Below are 19337 nucleotides of genomic sequence, written 5' to 3'. Positions count from 1 at the left end.
AATAACTTGTAATTGAATAGTAACCTTTTAATTAAAGATGTAATATGAAAACACATGAAAATCGAGCCTTGTTCAGCAAAGCTGTTCTAAGGGCTACGGCCTGTCTTTTCCTTGCAGCGGGTGTCGGCATCAGTCCGACAGCAACGTTTGCGGAAACAGTGGGAGCAATGGACATCGAGGCTGTACAACAGCAGGTGGTAACAGTCACGGGTGTAGTAAAAGATAAGAGTGGCGAGCCTATTATTGGTGCCAACATTCTTGAGAAAGGAACCACTAACGGTGTGATAACCAATGTAGACGGCCAATACACACTAAAGGTGAAAGGTGCCAATTCAGTATTATCTGTTTCTTATATAGGCTATAAGGCACAGGAAATAACGGTAGGAAACAAGAGAAAAATAGATATTACTCTTGCCGATGATACGGAGTTGTTGGATGAAGTGGTGGTTATCGGTTATGGTACGCAGAAGAAGGGTGATGTGACGAGTGCCATTGCCAGTGTGAAAGCTGAAGACTTCTTGGTAGGTAATTTTAATAATGCGGGTGATTTACTGAAGGGTAAAGTGGCCGGTTTGACCATTGCTAAACCTTCGGGTGACCCTAATGTAGGCACTGAAATCAGTCTTCGTGGTATTGTCTCTGTATCGGGTAACGCTTCTCCATTAGTACTGATTGACGGAGTTCCTGGTAGCATGAGTACTGTTCCTACTGAGAACATAGCCTCTATTGATGTACTGAAAGATGCTTCTGCTGCCGCTATTTATGGAACGCGAGGTGCAGGTGGAGTTATTCTTATCACTACCAAAACCGGCATGCGCGAACAGAAAGCAACTGCCACTTATTCTGGTTACGTCTCATTTTCTAATTGGGTCAAGAAAGCAGATTTCATGACTCCTGATGACATTCGTGCAGGAAAAACACAATATAATGACGAAGGGTATGACACTGACTGGCTCGATGCGGTGAGTCGTACTGGTGTGACACATAATCATAGCTTTTCTATCACAGGCGGTTCTTCTACTACCTCTTATTATGGTAATGTAACTTATCGCAATCAGCAGGGGGTAATGAAGAAGTCTGGTAACGAAGACTTGAGTGTGTCGTTTGATGTGAGTCATTGGATGTTCAACAATATGTTGAAGGTAAACCTAAACATTGTGCAAGACAATTATAAGTATTTGGATAAGTATGATGCTTATGGAGTAAATAGCCTTACGCAAATTTATAGACAAGCTGTAATTCGAAATCCGACTTCTCCAATTTGGAATGAAGACGGTACTTACAACGAACGTTCACTGTTACAATACTACAATCCTGTTTCGTTGCAGAATGAAAGTACAGGTGAAACAAAGGAAATAAATACTCGAATTACCGGAAATGTAACTTTTGAACCGATTAAAGGATGGCAAACTAACTTAATGTTGGCCAGTCACCGTTCAACAGGTAAAACCGGTTCATACAACACTAAGTATCATACTACTACTGCGATTGGTAACCTGACTGGCGAGGCAAGTCTAAGTGATAATTATGATCGTACAGATTACTTGGAATTGACTTCTAAATATCACGCTACATTTGCAGGAAAGCACCGTTTTGAAGGTATGGTAGGTTACAGCTGGTCAAGAAATACTTATGAGAGTGCTGGTATGTGGAATGCCAATTTCCCGACAGATTACTTTGGTTACAACAATATGGGTGCCGGTGAATATCTTACTGATGGTAAGGCTTCAATGAGTAGCTCAAAGACAGAATCGACTTTGATTGGTACATTTGCCCGTATCAGCTATGGTTTTGATAATCGTTATAACATTTTGGCTTCTGTTCGTTACGAGGGTTCTTCCAAGTTTGGTGCCAACCATAAATGGGGCGCTTTCCCTTCTGTTTCCTTGGGTTGGAATATCATGAATGAGAGTTTTCTGGAATCGACTCGTAACTGGTTGAACAATTTAAAACTTCGTGCCGGTTATGGTGTGACTGGTGTAATTCCGGCTTATTCTTACCAATCTATTGTTCGCTATAGTTACTCCGGTGGTAATTATTACCGTGATGGGAAATGGGCTAAAGGATTGAAAGCATTATCAAATGCCAATCCTGATTTGAAATGGGAGATTGCCAAAGAACTCAATGTAGGTCTGGACTGGGGCGTATTGAATGACCGTTTGGGTGGTTCCGTAGACTTCTATGTAAAGAATACCTCGGATATGCTTTTTGATTATGCCGTACCCAGTCCCCCTAATTTGTATACTTCTACCCTGGCCAATGTAGGTAAGATGCGCAATTCCGGTATCGAAATTATGGTTCGTGCCATTCCTATTCAAACCAAAGATTTTGAATGGAATACTGCACTAACAATGCAACATAATGCCAATAAGTTGGTAAGCCTTTCCAATGACCTTTATCAGACTGAGAATATTCTTTGGCAGCAAGGTGTAGGTGACCCTGTGAGCCAGTATACCCACAAAGTGGAGGTAGGCAAGAGCTTTGGCGAAATCTGGTCACTGAAAGCAGTTGGTGTATCAGAAAAGACAGGTCTGTTCTTGATAGAAAACCCGGAAACTGGCCAGGCTGCCGAATTTTATCAGGAAATGCGTAACGACCGCGACAACTGGTACCAACGTATGGGTAATGGCATTCCCAAAATCTCTATGGGATGGAATAATACATTCCGCTATCAGAATTTTGATTTGACTATGCAGTTTACCGGTCAGTTTGGCTATAAGATTATCAACCAGCAGCGTGTGTTTTATGAAAACAACGCCCATGCTTACAATAAGTTGAAATCGGCAGCCGATGCAATTGGCGGTATTCGCCCACTCTCTGCACAGCAGTCACAAGTAGTAACCAGTTATTACATTGAAGATGGTGATTACTTGAAACTGACCAATATGACTTTGGGCTATACTTATGACTTTAAGAAAAGTACTTATGTAAAAAGCATACGCTTCTATGGTAGTATAGATAATCTTTTTACAATCACTAAGTACAAGGGATCTGATCCGGAACTCGGCAGCAACAACTTTTGGACTGCTGGTGTAGACAGTCGTGATAAATATCCCACTGTACGTTCATTCACTGTAGGTTTGAACGTAACTTTCTAACCTCATTAAAAGCAAAATAATTATGAAATATAATACGATATTTAAGAAAGGTGCTGTCGGTATATTATTTGCCGGTTCAATTCTGTTAGGCAGTTGCACCGATTTGAGTGAAACCTTATATAGTGAACTTCCTGGTGATGGTAGCTACGAATTTACTGAAACCGAGATTGCGGCTCAATATGGTGTAATTTACGACCGTTTACGCGATATGTACGATGGCTGGGAAGGTTATATGGATATTAGCCAAGAGTGTGGTGACTTGATTATGACCCCTTACCGTACTTATGGAGGATGGGGTGCACAATATGTTTCATTGCACAAGCATGAATTCCATCCTACTATTAATCATCTTTATCGCCCTTGGTACTCTTGTTATCAAGGTATAAACTCTTGCAATCAGTTGCTTGACGATGAAACCATCAGCAGTAACGAAAGAGCAACAGCCGAGTTGCGCACTTTCCGTGCGCTGTTCTATTATGTATTGTTCGATTTGCATCGCAATATTCCTGTAACTACTACTTTGAAACTGCCGGCCGACTATATGCCGAAACAGGAGACTCCGCAGTTTACTTTCGATTTCATAGTGAAAGAAGTAGAAGAGTCGAAACCATTGCTTACTAAAGAAGTGGAAAAAGGACAGCTGAATTACTATGGTGCCTGTATGCTACTGGCAAAGATGTATCTGAACCATGATGCTTGGTTCCCCGATGCTCCTGATAATAAATACTATGGTTTGGCTATCGAACAGGTGAATGAAGTCATCAATGATGGTGCCTATACATTGGCCGAGAATTATCGTGAGCCTTTCTCCGTAGCCGGGAGCAAGGAAAATATATTCGAACTGATGTATAGCAATAAATATGCTGGTCATGGTACGAACCACTTCTGCAAATGGTTTCCCGCCATCTGCAAGGATGTATTTGGCGTTTCGTTCGACCCTTGGAATGGAAGTGCTTGCGTACCGCAGTTTTTTGATACTTATGATGAAGATGACACCCGTAAGGCTGATACTTGGAAATGGGGCGTTCAGCGTGACCAACAAGGAAATATACTCTATGATAACGGAAAAGAGGTGAATCTTACTCCCGAAGTATGGGCTATTGAAAAGCCAGGTGCAGGTGACTATCAGGGTGCTCGTTTATGGCTCTATGAGATTCAACCGGGTAACATTGGTACCAGTGATGACAATGTACCTTTCTTTCGTTTGACAGACGCCTACTTTATTAAGGCTGAATGTTTGCTCCGTCTGGGCGGATATAATGGTGAGACAGAGCAGGATGCTGCGGATATTGTAACGATGATTCGTCGTCGTGCATTCAAAAACAACCCTGAAAAAGCAGTCCGTACTGTTGCCCAACTGAAAGGAGGCAGCGTATACGATTATGGATTGCGCGAAACGCAAGGTACGCTTGATGATGACAAGAACCTTACCAATGTTGAAGTTATTACTACTCACGAAGGTGGTGATGATATCATTCTTGGTGGTTTGCTTGATGAATTGGCTTGGGAGTTTGTGTATGAACACCACCGTCGTCAAGACCTTATTCGCTTCAAGATGACTAATGGATGCAATGTTTTCAATGGTAAGTCATGGTTCGGCAAGAGTGCTAACACTAATCCGAATGATCACCATCTTGACATCTTCCCCATCCTGCAGGATAATCTGGATGCCAATCCTAACTTAGTTCAGAACCCTGGTTATACAACCGCAAAATAAAGAACCATGAAAAAGAAATTAATCTATATACTGATGATTTGTGGTGCGTTGTTTATGACAACCGCTTGCAGTGAAGAATATACAGATGCTACAAGTATGCATGTGTACGGTCCAAATGAGAATCCACCCGTGAAAACAGATGAAAAGGGAACTGTAACCAGTACCTTTGATAAAAAAGCTGGCGATCCTGTTCCTGCTACCATTAGTATCGAACAATATGAAACAATAATACAGCAACAGCTCGGCATGACAGTAGATGAACTGATGAGTGCTATTGAGAGCGGGAAAGTGGTTGTCTGTCCCATTAATGCCTCCCGTAGTGTATGGAACAAAGCAAAAGCCAATGTAGAAGGGAAGAAATATGGCTGGTATGTTAATAAAAACGGTAATGTATGTGAAATTGATGATGTATCCTTGTATGGCATCATTGAATTCGATGCCGCAACCAAATGCTTCAATTTTTATCCCGATGGAAATGCCGGTGGTGCAGCTTCGATAGAGTTTGGCTTTGCCCTTGATGGACCAAACTACAATACGGCTATTCGTTTCGTTATGGCTATGACTGTATTTGATAAGAGTTTCATCATTCAGGATATAACGATTCCTGCTGGTGACTATAATGCTTATTCGTTGACATTCGAGAGTGTAGCTGAAAATATCAATTATGTGTTTGGCATGTCTTCTGCCGAATTGGTTGCTGCTGTTTCTGATGGCGCAGTAAAACCTTATATAATGAACCTTGAAACTAATGCATATGTTTGGGACGGCACTTCTACTGCAAATAATGGTGGTTACTGGTGTAATGCAAATAACGAAATTTGCACTTGGGGAGCAGATGGCTTCTCTTTCTTCATCGAGCCTTGGTTAGAGGATGATCCGGCTTGCATGGCTATCGGACGTGCTCCGGGTATCGCATCGGGAACTACAATGATGGTTAAATTTGGTTTGGCTACTCCTGATAAACAAAAAGCGATGTCGTTCCTTTTGAACGCAACTTTCGAGTAATACCTTATTTTTAAACTTTCTAAAACAATATAAAATGAAAAGCAATATACGACACTATTTCTACTTCGCAGCTATGTTGATGGTTGTTAGTGGAACATCGTTTCTCACTACTGCATGTGAAGATGACGATATGTCAAAACGTGTAGCTGATTATGATCCTCGATATAAAGGTTCTATTGCAGGTATGGAGGCCGATTATGCGGTTGAAGCCGAAGACAAGAACTTGGAAATAAACTTTAAGAGTGACATGGACTGGACGGTTGCCGTTGTGGATGCCGAAGGTAATGCCTGTTCATGGGCTAGTGTGTCACCTGCTGAAGGTAAAGCTGGTGAAGAGTTGAAGTTGACTGTGACCATGCAGGAGAACGAAGACACTGCCAATGACCGTTCTGCCACTGTTACAATCTCTACCGTAAAAGGTCAGTCGCAGGCTATTAAGTTGGTTCAAAAGTATAAGGTATTGTACCTGAAACCTGATGAAATTAAAGATTATGCCAAATACATTTGTCCCGGTGCCGGAAATCCTCACTTCGAGGAAGGTCCTGAGTATATGCTTCGTCATGACAGCTACTATTCATGGCATCGCATGAAGCAAAGTGAACACTTCTTTGTATTCTGGTCACCGGAGTTTGGAGAAGATCCAAATGCGGAAAGCGTTTCGGCTGCCATGCGCGTAGATATTGATGACCTTCTTAAGAAAGCGGAGTTATACTTCAATACCAATGTTAACATTCTTAAGATGGCGACTTTGGGTGAAGGTAAATCTATGCTTGACGATTATAAGATGCAGATTTATCTGATTTATCAGGATGAGTGGCTTGCCACTGGTTCTGGTTATGATGACAAAATAGGTGCCCTTTGGGTAAATCCATCTACTTGTCAGCCTGTAGGGTCTACCATAGCTCATGAAATCGGTCACTCATTCCAGTACCAAGTTTATGCTGATAAAGTGAACAAGCAGGGGGCTCCGGCTGATTTACATCATGGATTCCGTTATGGATTTGGCCCCGATGGTGCCGGAGGTTGTGCTTTCTGGGAACAGTGTGCGCAATGGCAAGCTCAACTTGACTATCCGGAAGAAATGTTCGGCTATCATCTTGATGTTTGGAAAAAGAATTATCATCGACACTTCAACCATGAATGGATGCGTTACGCCAGTTACTGGTTGCAGCATACTTGGGTAGAGAAACATGGAATTGATGCATATGGACGTATTTGGCGTGATTCGGAATATCCTGAAGATCCATTGCAAACTTACCAGCGTATATATTGCGGTAATAATCAGAATGTTCTTTATGCTGATCTTTATGACTATGCTTCACGTATGGTATACTATGACTTGAAGTTTGCCAATAATGAAAGTAAACCGGTGACTGTACCTGATTATGTGAAAGGTGATTATAGTACTGATTTATACAAGGTAGGCGACCTCAAATATCAGGTGGGTTATGCGAGTTGTCCCGGAACTACCGGTTTCAATGTTATTAAAATGAAAGTGCCTGCTGCCGGTACTACAGTTTCTACTACGGTTGGTGCTATCACTCCCGGAAGTGCTCTTGCCAAGGGAGATAAAGGCGAGCAGGTAGATGGAGATGGAAAAGTTGTGGCTAAAACCACGGCCTACAATACTTCGGATAATACTTCATCTGATTACCGTTATGGTTATGTAGCTATAGTAAATGGTAAACCGACCTATTCGGAAATGAGCAAAGGTGCCGAAGGTACGGCTTCATATATAGTACCTGCAGGCACCAATGAACTCTACTTCGTGATAATGGCTGCTCCCGATGAATACAATCGTCAGTATTGGAATGATAAGGAAGAAGATGACGAACAATGGCCTTATACTATTACTTTGAGTGGCACCGACGTGGAAAGTTATAATGATGTAGTTGAAGTGGTGCTTGATCCGAATGCTAAGCCTAAAAGCGTTGAGATGATTATTAATGTGCGCGGTACGGCTGATGCATCTTATGAATTTGCTCATTATAACATCGCTTACTACGATAATGCAGCTATTTGCCATGCTTTCTGCCTGATGCCGGAAGATTTTGCAGCCATCCAGCAACATAGTTCTGAGGGATTGGCCGAAGGAAAAATCTGTATGCGTCTGAAATTGCCTGATGGTACTTATAGTTATGAAGATAATTGTGGTGGTGAGTTAGGAGGATTCTGGTGTAATGCTGCTGGTAAACCGCAAGGATGGGGCGCAGATGCACGTACTTATACCAAACTTCACACGATCTACGATATGGAAGTCGGTTTTATGCCAGGTACGATTACTGCCGGAGAAACTTATCCTCAAGTGGTTGAACTTGTCTATACCAAGGATGGTAAAGAATACATTGCTACTCTTAAATTCAATTTTATTGTAGAATAACTATTCTCAAAATAATATTAGGAGCTTGTGTTTGTACCGACAGACACAGGCTCTTAATTGTAATATAGTAAGATAAAATGTATAGGCGGAATTACTGCTTATTTTATTTATTAATTTTAGCTGTTAATATGAACTCAATAGTCAGGAATGTATTTTGGGGAGAGCTGATATGCTTATCCCTATTTTTAGCAAGCTGCTCCGATGATTCAGAACCTGTTTGCACTCTTCCGATATCTACTAAAGAAATGATCTATCAAGTTGCTCAACTGACCATCAACACCGAAAACGCTGCCCCTATTATGGGGAAGGATAAAAAGGATTATGTAAACTGTAACTTCATCATTGACTCTGAAATAGAAGAATGGGATTATAACGGAACAGGACGTATTCGCGGACGTGGGAATTCTACCTGGCTTTGGTATCCGAAGAAACCTTATCGCATTAAGCTGGATAAGAAGTCGGAAATACTTGGACTGGCTACTGAAAAGGATTGGGTGCTTCTTGCCAATTACCGTGATCCGACCCACATGATGAATACCTTTACATTTATTGCAGGTGAGAAGTTAGGTTTGCCTTATACTAATCATTCTCGTTATGTGGAAGTAACATTGAACGGTGAGTACATCGGGCTCTATCAGTTGACAGAGCAGGTGGAACAAGGGAGTAGCCGCGTAGCGGTGGATGATGAACAGGGTATGCTGATTTCGCTGGATGCGGACGATGGACCGGAATTGAATCCGAACGGGGAAGACAACTTCTGGTCGACAGTTTACCGAATGCCCATTTGTGTGAAATATCCGGAAGACGCTACTGCCACACAACTGAAGGGGGTGCAGGATGACTTTGCCCGATTAGAACAGAGCATACATGACAGCGATTATGAAACAACCGCTCGGCTGATGAATATTGCTTCGTTTATAGATTATATGATAATACAGGAACTGGTGTACAATGTGGAAGTAGATGCTCCACGCAGCATCTATATGCATAAAGATAAAAACGGGCTTTGGACTATGGGGCCACTTTGGGATTTTGATGCAGGATTTGACTTTGACTGGGGAACCATGTATACCGGACATAACTATTTCACCAGCTATCGGGAACTTGTATTGGGCACTGATCCGGTCAATCATACCGGAGGCTATCGTGTTCCGTCTTTCTTTACGGATCTTTTCAAAAATAAGCGCTTTGTGAGCGAATACAAGGCACGTTGGATGGAAATAAAGGGTGAGATTATGTCGGAATTTTGGGAAGAAACACGTCGTTTTGCCGTAGGATGTTCCGGCGCAATGAAGCGTAATGCCGAATGCTGGCCTATTGATAAAAATTATCAGACGGAGATAACCCGGATGAAACAATGGCTTCAACAACGTACCGATTATTTAGATACTGTTATTAAAAACTATCCGTCAGGAACAAAATAAAGATTATGAAGAAGTATATCCTTTTATTAAGTCTTGCTATCGTTTGGGGATTAGCCTTGAAGGCGCAGAATGTGGCATCTGTTCCTATGCCTGCCGGCAAAGCCATCTACATTCCCAAAGACCTTCAGGACATAGACTTGCAAAACCCTGAAAGCAAATGGAGTTATCATCGTATGGCTTGTACGGAGAATTTTGTCATCTTCTGGGAGAAAGGGTTTGGGAATGACTTATCCAATCCGCCTCAGCTGGAAGGGCACAATATGCAGGTCGATTTACCGAATCTGATGGATAAGTTGGAGAGTTTTTACCGTTTCTTCCGTGATACACTGGAATTCTCACGTCCCGGTTCCAAGTGCGACAAGTATCGCATGATGGTGATGCTGAACTATTCCCTGGAAGGCACGGCATACGGTGGAGATTATGACGGAGAAATCGGCGCTTTGTGGATTGCTCCCAACCGTGTGCAAGATAAGAAACTGAACTGTATCGCCCATGAATTGGGACATAGTTTTCAGGCACAGATCAGTTGCGACGGGCAGGGTGAAGCCTGGGGAGGATGCGGTTTCTTTGAAATGACTTCGCAATGGATGCTGTGGCAGGTTAATCCCGAATGGATTACTGATGAAAAATATCATTGGGAGGCTTTCATGAAGTTGACTCACAAGGCTTATCTCCACATGGAGAACATTTATCATTCACCTTACGTCTTGGAATATTGGGGTATGAAACGGGGACTTCCCATTATAGCCGAACTTTACCGTCAGGGAAAGCGGGGAGAAGACCCGGTTATCACCTACAAACGTTTGGCTGCTTTGAATCAGAAACAATTCTGTGACGAGATGTTTGATACTTACCGCCACTTTATCAACTGGGATTTTCCGCGCGTCTGGAAAGAAACACGCCCGTATACCAATAAATATACTTCTCAGCTAATAGCTCAGCCGGATGGTTGGTATGGGATAGCACCGGAGAATTGTCCTGAAAATTATGGATTCAATGCTATTTCTTTGGCTGTTCCTCAACCGGGAGAGAAAGTGAAAGTGGACTTCTGCGGAGAAGCGGGAAAGGAAGGATATACTGCAATCCACACAGATAAGGCAGGTTGGCGTTATGGTTTTGTTGCCGTAACGGCAGAAGGTGAATCTATTTATGGGGAAATGGGCGATAATAGCGGGAAAAGTATTATTTTTACAGCTCCAAAAAATCAAACTCTGACCCACTTGTGGTTGGTTGTGATGGGAGCGCCGACGGAGCATTGGATGAATCCCGCTCCGGGAGAGAAAGATGCTCAATGGCCATATCGCATCAGGGTTACGGGAAGCAATCCTTTATAAACATACAGATAAATACGATGTCTGCAAAAGAAACATATATGAACCGATGAAAAACAGTACAAGTGCCGTTGTTTATGCCTGCATTGCAGTGCTTAGTTGGTCTACTGTAGCCACTGCTTTTAAGATAGCTTTGACGCATCTAACTCATTTTGAGATGCTGCTGATAGCCAGTTGTACTTCATTAGTCATATTTGCCCTTTTGCTGACTTTCCAGAAGAAGTGGAGACTGGTGTCAGAACTTTCCGGTCGCCAATGGGGATACTTTGCATTATTGGGATTACTGAATCCTGTCGCTTATTATCTGGTGTTGTTCAAAGCATACGACCTGCTACCTGCACAGGTGGCACAGCCCATCAATTATGCATGGCCTATTGTACTGCTTATTCTGTTGGCCTTGTTCGCCCATCAGCCCATACCACCGAAGAAATATATCGGCATGTTCATTTCGCTGGGTGGAGTGGTACTTATATCTGTAGGTACGGGACAGTCGGGAGGTATGGACATACCTGTGCATGGCTTATTGCTGGCAGCATTGAGCGCCTTTCTGTGGGCTATGTATTGGATGATAAACAATAAGTTCAAAGATAAAACAGATGGCAGTATTGCGTTGTTTATGAGTTTCCTGTTTGGCACGGCCTATTTGCTGATAGGAGCTGTGGGGGTAGGCGTACATCTTAATACGTTGCCCGGTATACTGTCGGGTATGTATGTCGGCGGGTTCGAAATGGGTATTCCTTTCATCTTTTTCAGCCTTGCCATGCGAAAAACATCCAATCCGGCACTGGTCAACCAGCTTTGTTACTTATCTCCCTTCTTGTCTTTATTCTTCATTGCAATCATATTGGGTGAACAGATTGTGTTTACAACTTACATCGGTCTTGCATTGATTGTAATGGGAATTATGTTCAATCAATATCTGGTGAAGAAATGAAAAAGATTATCCTTGCTATTATAGCCGGTATTATTCCGTTGGTGCTTCCGGCAGCTTCTACTGATTTCTGGTTCCGCCATTTCTCCGTGGAAGATGGATTATCCTCCAACTCTGTGCGTGCTATTATGCAGGATAAATATGGCTTTATGTGGCTTGGTACGGATGACGGCTTGAACCGTTACGACGGCACCACTATAAAGGTTTATAATCTGAATCCGCAAGGGTCTAATGATTATATCTCTTCTCTTTACGACACTACGGACAATATCTGGGTAGGGACAGAAGACGGGGTGTATATATTTGATTATGAAACGGAAAGCTTTGAACTATTCAATGTATTGACAGCCCAAGGTGACAGCATTAAGAGCAATGTGAATCATATTGCAGAAGACAGAGACGGCAACTTGTGGTTCTCGACAGTAGGGCAAGGTATTTTCAAGTATAATATATCCAAACACTATCTGGAACATTATGAATTTAAAGATGCCAATGGATTAATGGCCAGTGTGCTGATTGATAGTGAAAATCAGATATGGGCAGTCACTAATTGGGGAAGCCCCACTGTCTCCAAACTGAATAAGGCGGAGAATAAGTTCGATCCTTTCCCTATCACTTACGAAACAGGCAAATATGACTCAAACTCTCTGGTCATGTTGGAGGACTCTGAACATGCACTGTGGTTGGGAACCTGGGAATGCGGTTTGCAGAAGATAGACAGATACACAGGTCAGGCAACCACTTATTTGCATCCGTCGGAGGGTAAGGGGGCTACACATATCCACTCTTTGATGGAATATGCTCCCCACCAACTATTGATAGGTTCGGATGACGGACTTTTGTTGTTTAATACCCTTACGTGTGAACATCAACTGTTCACGGAAGATGAAACAAACCCTTATTCATTATCTAATCGTTTTGTCTATCCCATCGTGAAAGACCGTGAAGGAGGAATATGGGTCGGGACGTATTACGGTGGGGTAAATTATCTTTCGCCTAATACCGGGCAGTTTGAATGCTTTGCCCATTCGCGCTTTTACAACTCGGTAAACGGAACTGTTATCGGACGTTTTTGTGAAGACTCTTCTGGATATATCTGGATAGCCTCTGATGATGGAGGGCTGAGCCGCTTTTCTCCCAAGGATAAACAATTCACTCATTATATGCCCGATGAACATAGAAACAGTCTTTCTTACCATAATGTGCATGCTCTTTGTATGGATGATGATGATTTATGGATTGGCACCTATACGGGAGGAGTCAACGTGCTGAATACGAAAACAGGCGCGTTCAGGATATATACCACCAGGGGAGGAGACTTGACCACCCTTGACGGCACCAGTTCTTACGCCATTTTCCGTGACCGGGAGAAACGGATATGGGTGACTTCTATGGCAGGGGTAAACCTGTATAACCGTGAGGAAGACAACTTTATCCGTGTCAAAGATCTTGAATCGTTAACCATCGATATAGATCAGGATGCCAACGGCAATATCTGGTTTTCTACGCAAGGGAAGGGCTTGTTTAAGTATAATCCGGATAAAAAGACTTGGAAGAACTATGTGCACAGCAATGTTCCCGGTGCATTGGTTAACGATCAAGTGAATTGCGTGCTGATAGATGGCAACGGGAATATGTGGGTGGGGACGATGAACGGGCTTTGCAAGTATAATGCTGAAGAAGACCGGTTTGAAGCGATACCTTTGGATATTCCCAGCCGTAACATTTGCGGCATTGTTGAAGACCAGCGTGTGCTGTGGCTGACCACAACGAAGGGACTGGTTCGTTATGCTCCCGGCGAGAGTTGTCAGGTTTTTACGCGCAGCGATGGGTTGCAGAGCGAACAATTCCTGCCTAATGCAGCTTTGAAAGCTTCCGACGGGAAGATATATGTCGGTTCGGTAAATGGTTTCAATGCTTTCTACCCTTATCAGATAAAAACGAATAAAGTGCTTCCACCGGTCATTATCGCTGGATTGGAAATCTTCAACAAGGAAATCCGGATAGGAGATAAACAGTTACCAAAGGCTCTGAATCAGATGACGGAACTGGATTTGTCTTATAAAGACCATGTATTCAGCCTTCTTTATGCTTCATTGAGCTATTGCACACCCGAAAAGAACCAGTATGCTTATAAACTGGAAGGTTTCGATAAAGACTGGAATTATGTAGGTTCGCAGAATAAAGCTACTTATACCAATTTGCCTGCCGGAACATATGTTTTTAAGGTGAAAGCCACGAATAATGATGGGATTTGGAGCGACCAGGAAGCAAATTTAAAGATAACCATTCATCCTCCTTTCTACTGGAGCACGGCTTCCAAAATACTTTATTTCATATTGGTGTGCATAGCGCTGACCTTCTTTATTCGTTTCCTGTTGAAGCGGACGGAGAAGAAGCACACTGCGGAAATCAATCAGTTGAATGTGAGTAAGGAGAAGGAAGTACATGAAGCTAAGATTAAGTTCTTCACGATGATAGCCCATGAAATCCGTACTCCGGTTTCCCTTATCATTGGTCCTTTGGAAAAGATAATGAAATCGTCCATACCAATGCCGGCAGTGCTGCGGGACGATCTGAATATTATCGACCGCAATAGTCAGCGACTGCTGTTTCTGGTCAATCAACTGCTGGACTTCCGTAAGGTGGAGCAGGAGGGAATGACTATTAGGTTTGCTTCGCAGAATATCCGCCAATTACTACAGGCGGTTTGCGAGCGGTTTAAACCGTTTATCACCCAGCATGGTGCACATCTGGAAGTGGAATATCCCGATGCTGATTTTACGGCTATGGTTGATAGTGAGGCGGTCACCAAGCTGATAAGCAATCTGCTGACGAATGCAAGCAAATATACCAAGGATAAAGTAATCCTTTCTTGTCTTATTCAGCCGGAACAGCATACGTTTGTGGTGAGAGTAACTGATAACGGAATCGGTATCAGCCAAGAAGACCGGAAGAAAATCTTCAAACCTTTCTATCAGGCAATGGATAATAAACCCGGTACGGGTATCGGACTCAGTATTGTGAAGAGCATTGTGGAATCACATAACGGTTGCATAGAGATAGAGTCTGAAATCAATAAAGGTTCCTCTTTCATAGTGACACTGCCTATTGAACAAGTTGGGGAGACGGTGCAGAATGGGGAGGCAAGTGTTCTCAATCCGGCGGTTCCCGAAGATATCTTGTCGGAAAGTCTGTCGGTGGTGTCCTCTAAAGATAAGCCGGTAATGCTGATTGTGGATGATAACGAAGAGATGCTGAACTTCCTTTCAAGCAGTTTCTCCGCTCAATATTCCATTCTGACGGCAGAAGATGGGGTGGAAGCGTTGAAAAAACTGAAGGTGCATGAGGTGACCTTGATTGTGAGCGACTGGATGATGCCACGCATGGATGGGGTGGAATTTTGCAAGGCTTTGCGGGCGGACCAGGCTATCAGTCATATCCCGTTCATATTGCTGACGGCAAAAACGGATACGAACTCTAAGATAGAGGGTATGGACTGCGGTGCGGATGCTTATATCGAGAAACCTTTCTCAGTACAATATCTGGAGGCATGTATCAAGAATCTTCTCGACTTGCGTAATCTGCTCCGCCAGAAGTTTTCTAAAATGCCGATGGTGCCTTTGAACAGCATAGCCAGCAACTCGGTGGACAATAAATTCCTGACCCGTATCAATGAGGTTATCGAACAAAACTTCTCTGAACCGGAACTGACAATTGATTTCCTGGCTGAACAGCTTGGTATCAGCCGTTCCGGTCTGTTTGCCAAGATCAAGACGCTGGCTAATGTTACTCCGAATGAATTGATACAGATAGTGAGGTTGAAGAAAGCGGCAGCCCTGCTTGCGGAAAATAAATACCGTATTAATGAAATCTGCTATATGGTAGGTTTTAATAATCCGTCGTATTTTGCAAAGTGTTTCCAGAAACAATTCGGTATAAAGCCGGGGGAATTTGTTAATAATCCGGGGCATCAGTTGAACTGCACTTAAAGTGGCAAGATTGATTTTTTGCATGCTTTTCGTGTAATTATTCTTATTCTTTTCTTACTTTTGTAAGTTGACTAAATTCAAATAACATGAATAAGAAATTACTTTTATCCTTATTCGTTCTGATCGGTGCATCTGCATGGCTTTCTGCGGCAGATGAAGCACGTTTGTTGCGTTTTCCGGCCACGAACGGTAGTGAGATTGTCTTCTCGTATGCAGGCGATCTTTACAAAGTGCCTGTCACGGGAGGAGAGGCTCAACGCCTGACTTCGCATGTGGGATACGAAATGTTTCCCCGTTTCTCACCGGACGGTAAGACAATTGCCTTTACAGGCCAGTATGATGGAAATACGGAAGTGTATACCATCCCCTCCATAGGCGGCGAACCGCAACGCCTTACTTACACCGCAACCAATGCCCGTGATGACTTGGGCGACCGCATGGGACCTAATAATATCGTAATGGCATGGAGCCCCGACGGCAAACAAATCGTATATCGTAACCGCATCAGCAGTGGTTTTTCCGGCAAACTCTATACTGTTAACCAGGAAGGCGGCTTGCCCGAAATCATTCCCTTGCCGGAAGGTGGCTTCTGTAGCTACTCTCCCGACGGGAAACAACTGGCTTATAACCGCACCATGCGCGAATTCCGCACCTGGAAGTACTACAAAGGCGGTATGGCGGATGACATTTGGATATACAATCCCGCAAAGAAATCAGTGGAGAATATAACGAATAATGTTGCTCAGGATATCTTCCCCATGTGGATCGGCGATGATGTCTTTTTCCTTTCCGATCGTGATCGCACCATGAATATCTTTGTTTATAATACGAAGACAAAACAGACGTCGAAGATTACTAACTTTACCGAATATGATGTAAAGTTTCCGAGTGCTTCCGGCAATACCATTGTGTTTGAGAATGGCGGATATATCTATAAGATGGATGCTGCCACCCGTCAGCCCGAGAAAGTAAATATCAGTCTTGCTTCGGATAATATCTATGCTCGTAGCGCCATAAAGAATGGAGCTAAGTATCTGACTGCTGCCAGTGCATCTCCCGATGGAGAACGGGTGGTGGTAACTGCCCGCGGAGAGGTTTTTAATCTGCCCTCGACCAAGGGGGTGACGAAAAATATAACCCGCACTCCGGGTGCTCACGAACGTAATGCGCAATGGTCTCCTGATGGAAAATACATTGCTTATATTTCGGATGCTACCGGAGAGACCGAGCTTTATCTTCAGGATGCAGTGGAAGGCAATCCGGTGCAGCTGACCAAGAATAATGATACGTATATCCGCTCTTTCGAATGGAGTCCGGACAGTAAGAAGATTGTTTATACCGACCGTCAGAATCGTATCAATCTTCTGGATGTAGCTTCACGACAGGTGACTATGCTATTGCAGGACCCGATGGGGGAACCACAGGATGTGACTTTCTCGCCGGATAGCAAATGGCTGACCTATACCCGTGATGCAGATAATGAAATAACAGTTGTATATGTCTATGATATTGCTGGAAAGAAGGAATATCCGGTGACGGACAAGTGGTATAATTCTTCATCACCGGTATTCAGTACGGATGGTAAGTATCTGATTTTCTCATCTGCCCGCGATTTCAATCCTACATACGGCTGGTTGGAATGGAACCATGTCTATAATAATATGTATGGAGTTTATCTTGCTTTGCTCTCGAAAGATACCCCGTCACCTTTCATACAGAAAGATGCCGGAGTGAAGAGTGACAGGGAAAGTGAGGCCCCGAAGGCTGCTGAAAAGACTGCCGGAAAGAAAGACGCGAAACAGGAAACAGCTTCTGCGTCACTCGTCAAGTTTGATCCGGAAGGTATCACCGACCGTATCGTCAAGCTTCCATTGTCGGCTTCTTATTATGCTAATTTCTATTCAAACGGAAAGAAGGTATATTACTGGGGCAATGGCGGAACGAAGTTTTTTGATCTTGAAGGTCAGAAAGAAGAAACGGTTGCCGATGGTGCAATGATGACGGTTACTCCGGGTAGTCAAAAGTCTTTGTTCTACAAGGATAACAAGCTTTATGTAACCGCTATACCGGAAGGAGCGGCTAATCTGAGTACGCCTGTCAATATGGATAATATGTCCATTACGATAGATTACTCCAAGGAATGGGCACAAATCTTTGATGAGGCGTGGCGTGCTTATCGTGACGGTTTTTATCTGGAGAATATGCATGGTGTGGATTGGAAAGCAATCAAACAGAAATATTCTGTTCTGCTGCCTTATGCAAAGACGCGTCTCGACCTGAACTATATCATTGGAGAGATGATTGGTGAGCTTAACTGCGGACACGCATATGTCAATCCGGGTGAAACGGATAAACCGGCACGTATCAAGACTGGTTTGCTGGGTGCTGAGGTATCGGCAGATAAGAGCGGTTTCTTCCGTTTGGATAAGATACTTCCCGGTGCTTCCTGGAGTAAGGAACTGCGTTCTCCGCTTACTGAACCGGGTATTGAGGCTAAGGCTGGGGAATACATTGTCGCCATTGATGGCATACCGACGAATACGGTGAAGAATATCTATGCTTTACTGGTAGGAAAGGCTGATGTACCGACAGAAATCTCGTTGAACAGCAAGCCGCAATTGGCAGGTGCAAGAAAGATTGTCATCAGTCCGCTGGAAAATGAATATCCTCTTTATCATTATAACTGGGTACAGAATAACCTGAAGAAGGTGGATAAGGCATCCAATGGACGTATTGGTTATATCTATATTCCTGATATGGGCCCTGAAGGTCTGAACGAGTTCTCCCGTTATTTCTATCCGCAGCTCGACAAGGAAGGTCTGATTATAGATGATCGTGCTAATGGTGGCGGTAATGTATCTCCGATGATTCTGGAACGTTTGTCTCGCGAACCTTACCGCTTGACGATGGGACGTGGAACGAAGCGTGTCGGCACTATACCCGATGCCGTGCAAGTGGGGCCGAAGGTTTGTTTGATTAATAAATATTCTGCTTCCGACGGTGACCTCTTTCCATGGGGCTTCCGTGCATTGGGGCTTGGTAAACTAATCGGTACCCGTACCTGGGGTGGTATTGTAGGTATTAGCGGACCATTGCCTTATATGGATGGTACGGATATCCGTGTTCCTTTCTTCACCAGTTATGATGCGAAAACAGGCCAGTGGATTATTGAAAATCATGGTGTCGATCCGGATATCTTGATTGATAACGATCCTGTGAAGGAATGGAACGGTGAAGACGAACAGCTCAATAAGGCTATTGAGGAAGTAATGAAGGAGTTGCAGAACCGTAAACCATTGCCGCCTGTTCCGGCTCCAAGAGATTTCAGTAAGTAATTATATACTTTACTATACTGTTATAAATATGCCATTCTATAAGGAGAGCTTTGATTTTTCCTTATAGAATGGCATATTCTGTTTATCTTTGTGGCTCAGATTTCGTAATTATAGAATTAAGAGG

At 43.3% G+C, this 19337-nt stretch carries 9 protein-coding genes; all 9 read left to right on the top strand.

Features of this window, described 5'->3' with window-relative positions; translation table 11 throughout:
- Nucleotides 1-44 precede the first annotated feature (44 nt).
- The 9 genes from K6V21_RS01765 to K6V21_RS01725 all read left to right on the top strand — a co-directional run bounded on the left by K6V21_RS01765 (nt 45) and on the right by K6V21_RS01725 (nt 19213).
- A complete protein-coding gene (locus K6V21_RS01765; RefSeq protein WP_224320665.1) occupies nt 45-3098 on the top strand; it encodes a SusC/RagA family TonB-linked outer membrane protein in 3054 nt (1017 codons plus the stop codon).
- A gap of 22 nt (nt 3099-3120) precedes the next feature.
- The gene (locus tag K6V21_RS01760; protein ID WP_224320664.1) at nt 3121-4815 is read left to right on the top strand and encodes a RagB/SusD family nutrient uptake outer membrane protein; all 1695 of its coding nucleotides are present in this window, start codon (nt 3121-3123) and stop codon (nt 4813-4815) included.
- A gap of 6 nt (nt 4816-4821) precedes the next feature.
- A complete protein-coding gene (locus K6V21_RS01755; protein WP_025832589.1) occupies nt 4822-5820 on the top strand; it encodes a DUF4859 domain-containing protein in 999 nt (332 codons plus the stop codon).
- 34 nt (nt 5821-5854) lie between these two features.
- Nucleotides 5855-8200 carry a DUF6055 domain-containing protein gene (locus tag K6V21_RS01750; protein ID WP_224320663.1) on the top strand — a complete coding sequence of 782 codons (2346 nt, stop codon included), beginning with the start codon at nt 5855-5857 and terminating at the stop codon, nt 8198-8200.
- Nucleotides 8201-8445: 245 nt separating this feature from the next.
- Nucleotides 8446-9624: a CotH kinase family protein gene (locus K6V21_RS01745; protein WP_224320662.1), complete on the top strand. Its 1179-nt coding sequence runs from the start codon at nt 8446-8448 to the stop codon at nt 9622-9624.
- A 5-nt stretch (nt 9625-9629) separates the two neighbouring features.
- A complete protein-coding gene (locus K6V21_RS01740) occupies nt 9630-10958 on the top strand; it encodes a DUF6055 domain-containing protein (protein ID WP_224320661.1) in 1329 nt (442 codons plus the stop codon).
- 46 nt (nt 10959-11004) lie between these two features.
- Complete coding sequence (locus K6V21_RS01735; RefSeq protein ID WP_224320660.1) at nt 11005-11889, top strand: DMT family transporter; 885 nt, start codon at nt 11005-11007, stop codon at nt 11887-11889.
- Complete coding sequence (locus K6V21_RS01730; protein ID WP_224320659.1) at nt 11886-15878, top strand: hybrid sensor histidine kinase/response regulator transcription factor; 3993 nt, start codon at nt 11886-11888, stop codon at nt 15876-15878. The genes K6V21_RS01735 and K6V21_RS01730 overlap by 4 nt, the downstream gene beginning before the upstream one ends.
- A gap of 86 nt (nt 15879-15964) precedes the next feature.
- The gene (locus K6V21_RS01725) at nt 15965-19213 is read left to right on the top strand and encodes a S41 family peptidase (RefSeq protein ID WP_224320658.1); all 3249 of its coding nucleotides are present in this window, start codon (nt 15965-15967) and stop codon (nt 19211-19213) included.
- Nucleotides 19214-19337: the final 124 nt, after the last annotated feature.

Origin of the sequence: Bacteroides cellulosilyticus, from assembly GCF_020091405.1 — a bacterium.
GTDB lineage: Bacteria > Bacteroidota > Bacteroidia > Bacteroidales > Bacteroidaceae > Bacteroides.
The sequence above is the reverse complement of the archived record's forward strand: the minus strand, read 5'-3'. Positions and strand labels throughout refer to the sequence as shown.

What these genes read in the sequence shown, in the direction of transcription:
- K6V21_RS01760 (WP_224320664.1), top strand. Translation starts at nt 3,121, where the DNA reads ATGAAATATAATACGATATTTAAGAAAGGTGCTGTCGGTATATTATTT.
- K6V21_RS01750 (WP_224320663.1), top strand. Translation starts at nt 5,855, where the DNA reads ATGAAAAGCAATATACGACACTATTTCTACTTCGCAGCTATGTTGATG.
- K6V21_RS01725 (WP_224320658.1), top strand. Translation starts at nt 15,965, where the DNA reads ATGAATAAGAAATTACTTTTATCCTTATTCGTTCTGATCGGTGCATCT.
- K6V21_RS01745 (WP_224320662.1), top strand. Translation starts at nt 8,446, where the DNA reads ATGATCTATCAAGTTGCTCAACTGACCATCAACACCGAAAACGCTGCC.
- K6V21_RS01765 (WP_224320665.1), top strand. Translation starts at nt 45, where the DNA reads ATGAAAACACATGAAAATCGAGCCTTGTTCAGCAAAGCTGTTCTAAGG.
- K6V21_RS01730 (WP_224320659.1), top strand. Translation starts at nt 11,886, where the DNA reads ATGAAAAAGATTATCCTTGCTATTATAGCCGGTATTATTCCGTTGGTG.
- K6V21_RS01740 (WP_224320661.1), top strand. Translation starts at nt 9,630, where the DNA reads ATGAAGAAGTATATCCTTTTATTAAGTCTTGCTATCGTTTGGGGATTA.
- K6V21_RS01735 (WP_224320660.1), top strand. Translation starts at nt 11,005, where the DNA reads ATGAAAAACAGTACAAGTGCCGTTGTTTATGCCTGCATTGCAGTGCTT.
- K6V21_RS01755 (WP_025832589.1), top strand. Translation starts at nt 4,822, where the DNA reads ATGAAAAAGAAATTAATCTATATACTGATGATTTGTGGTGCGTTGTTT.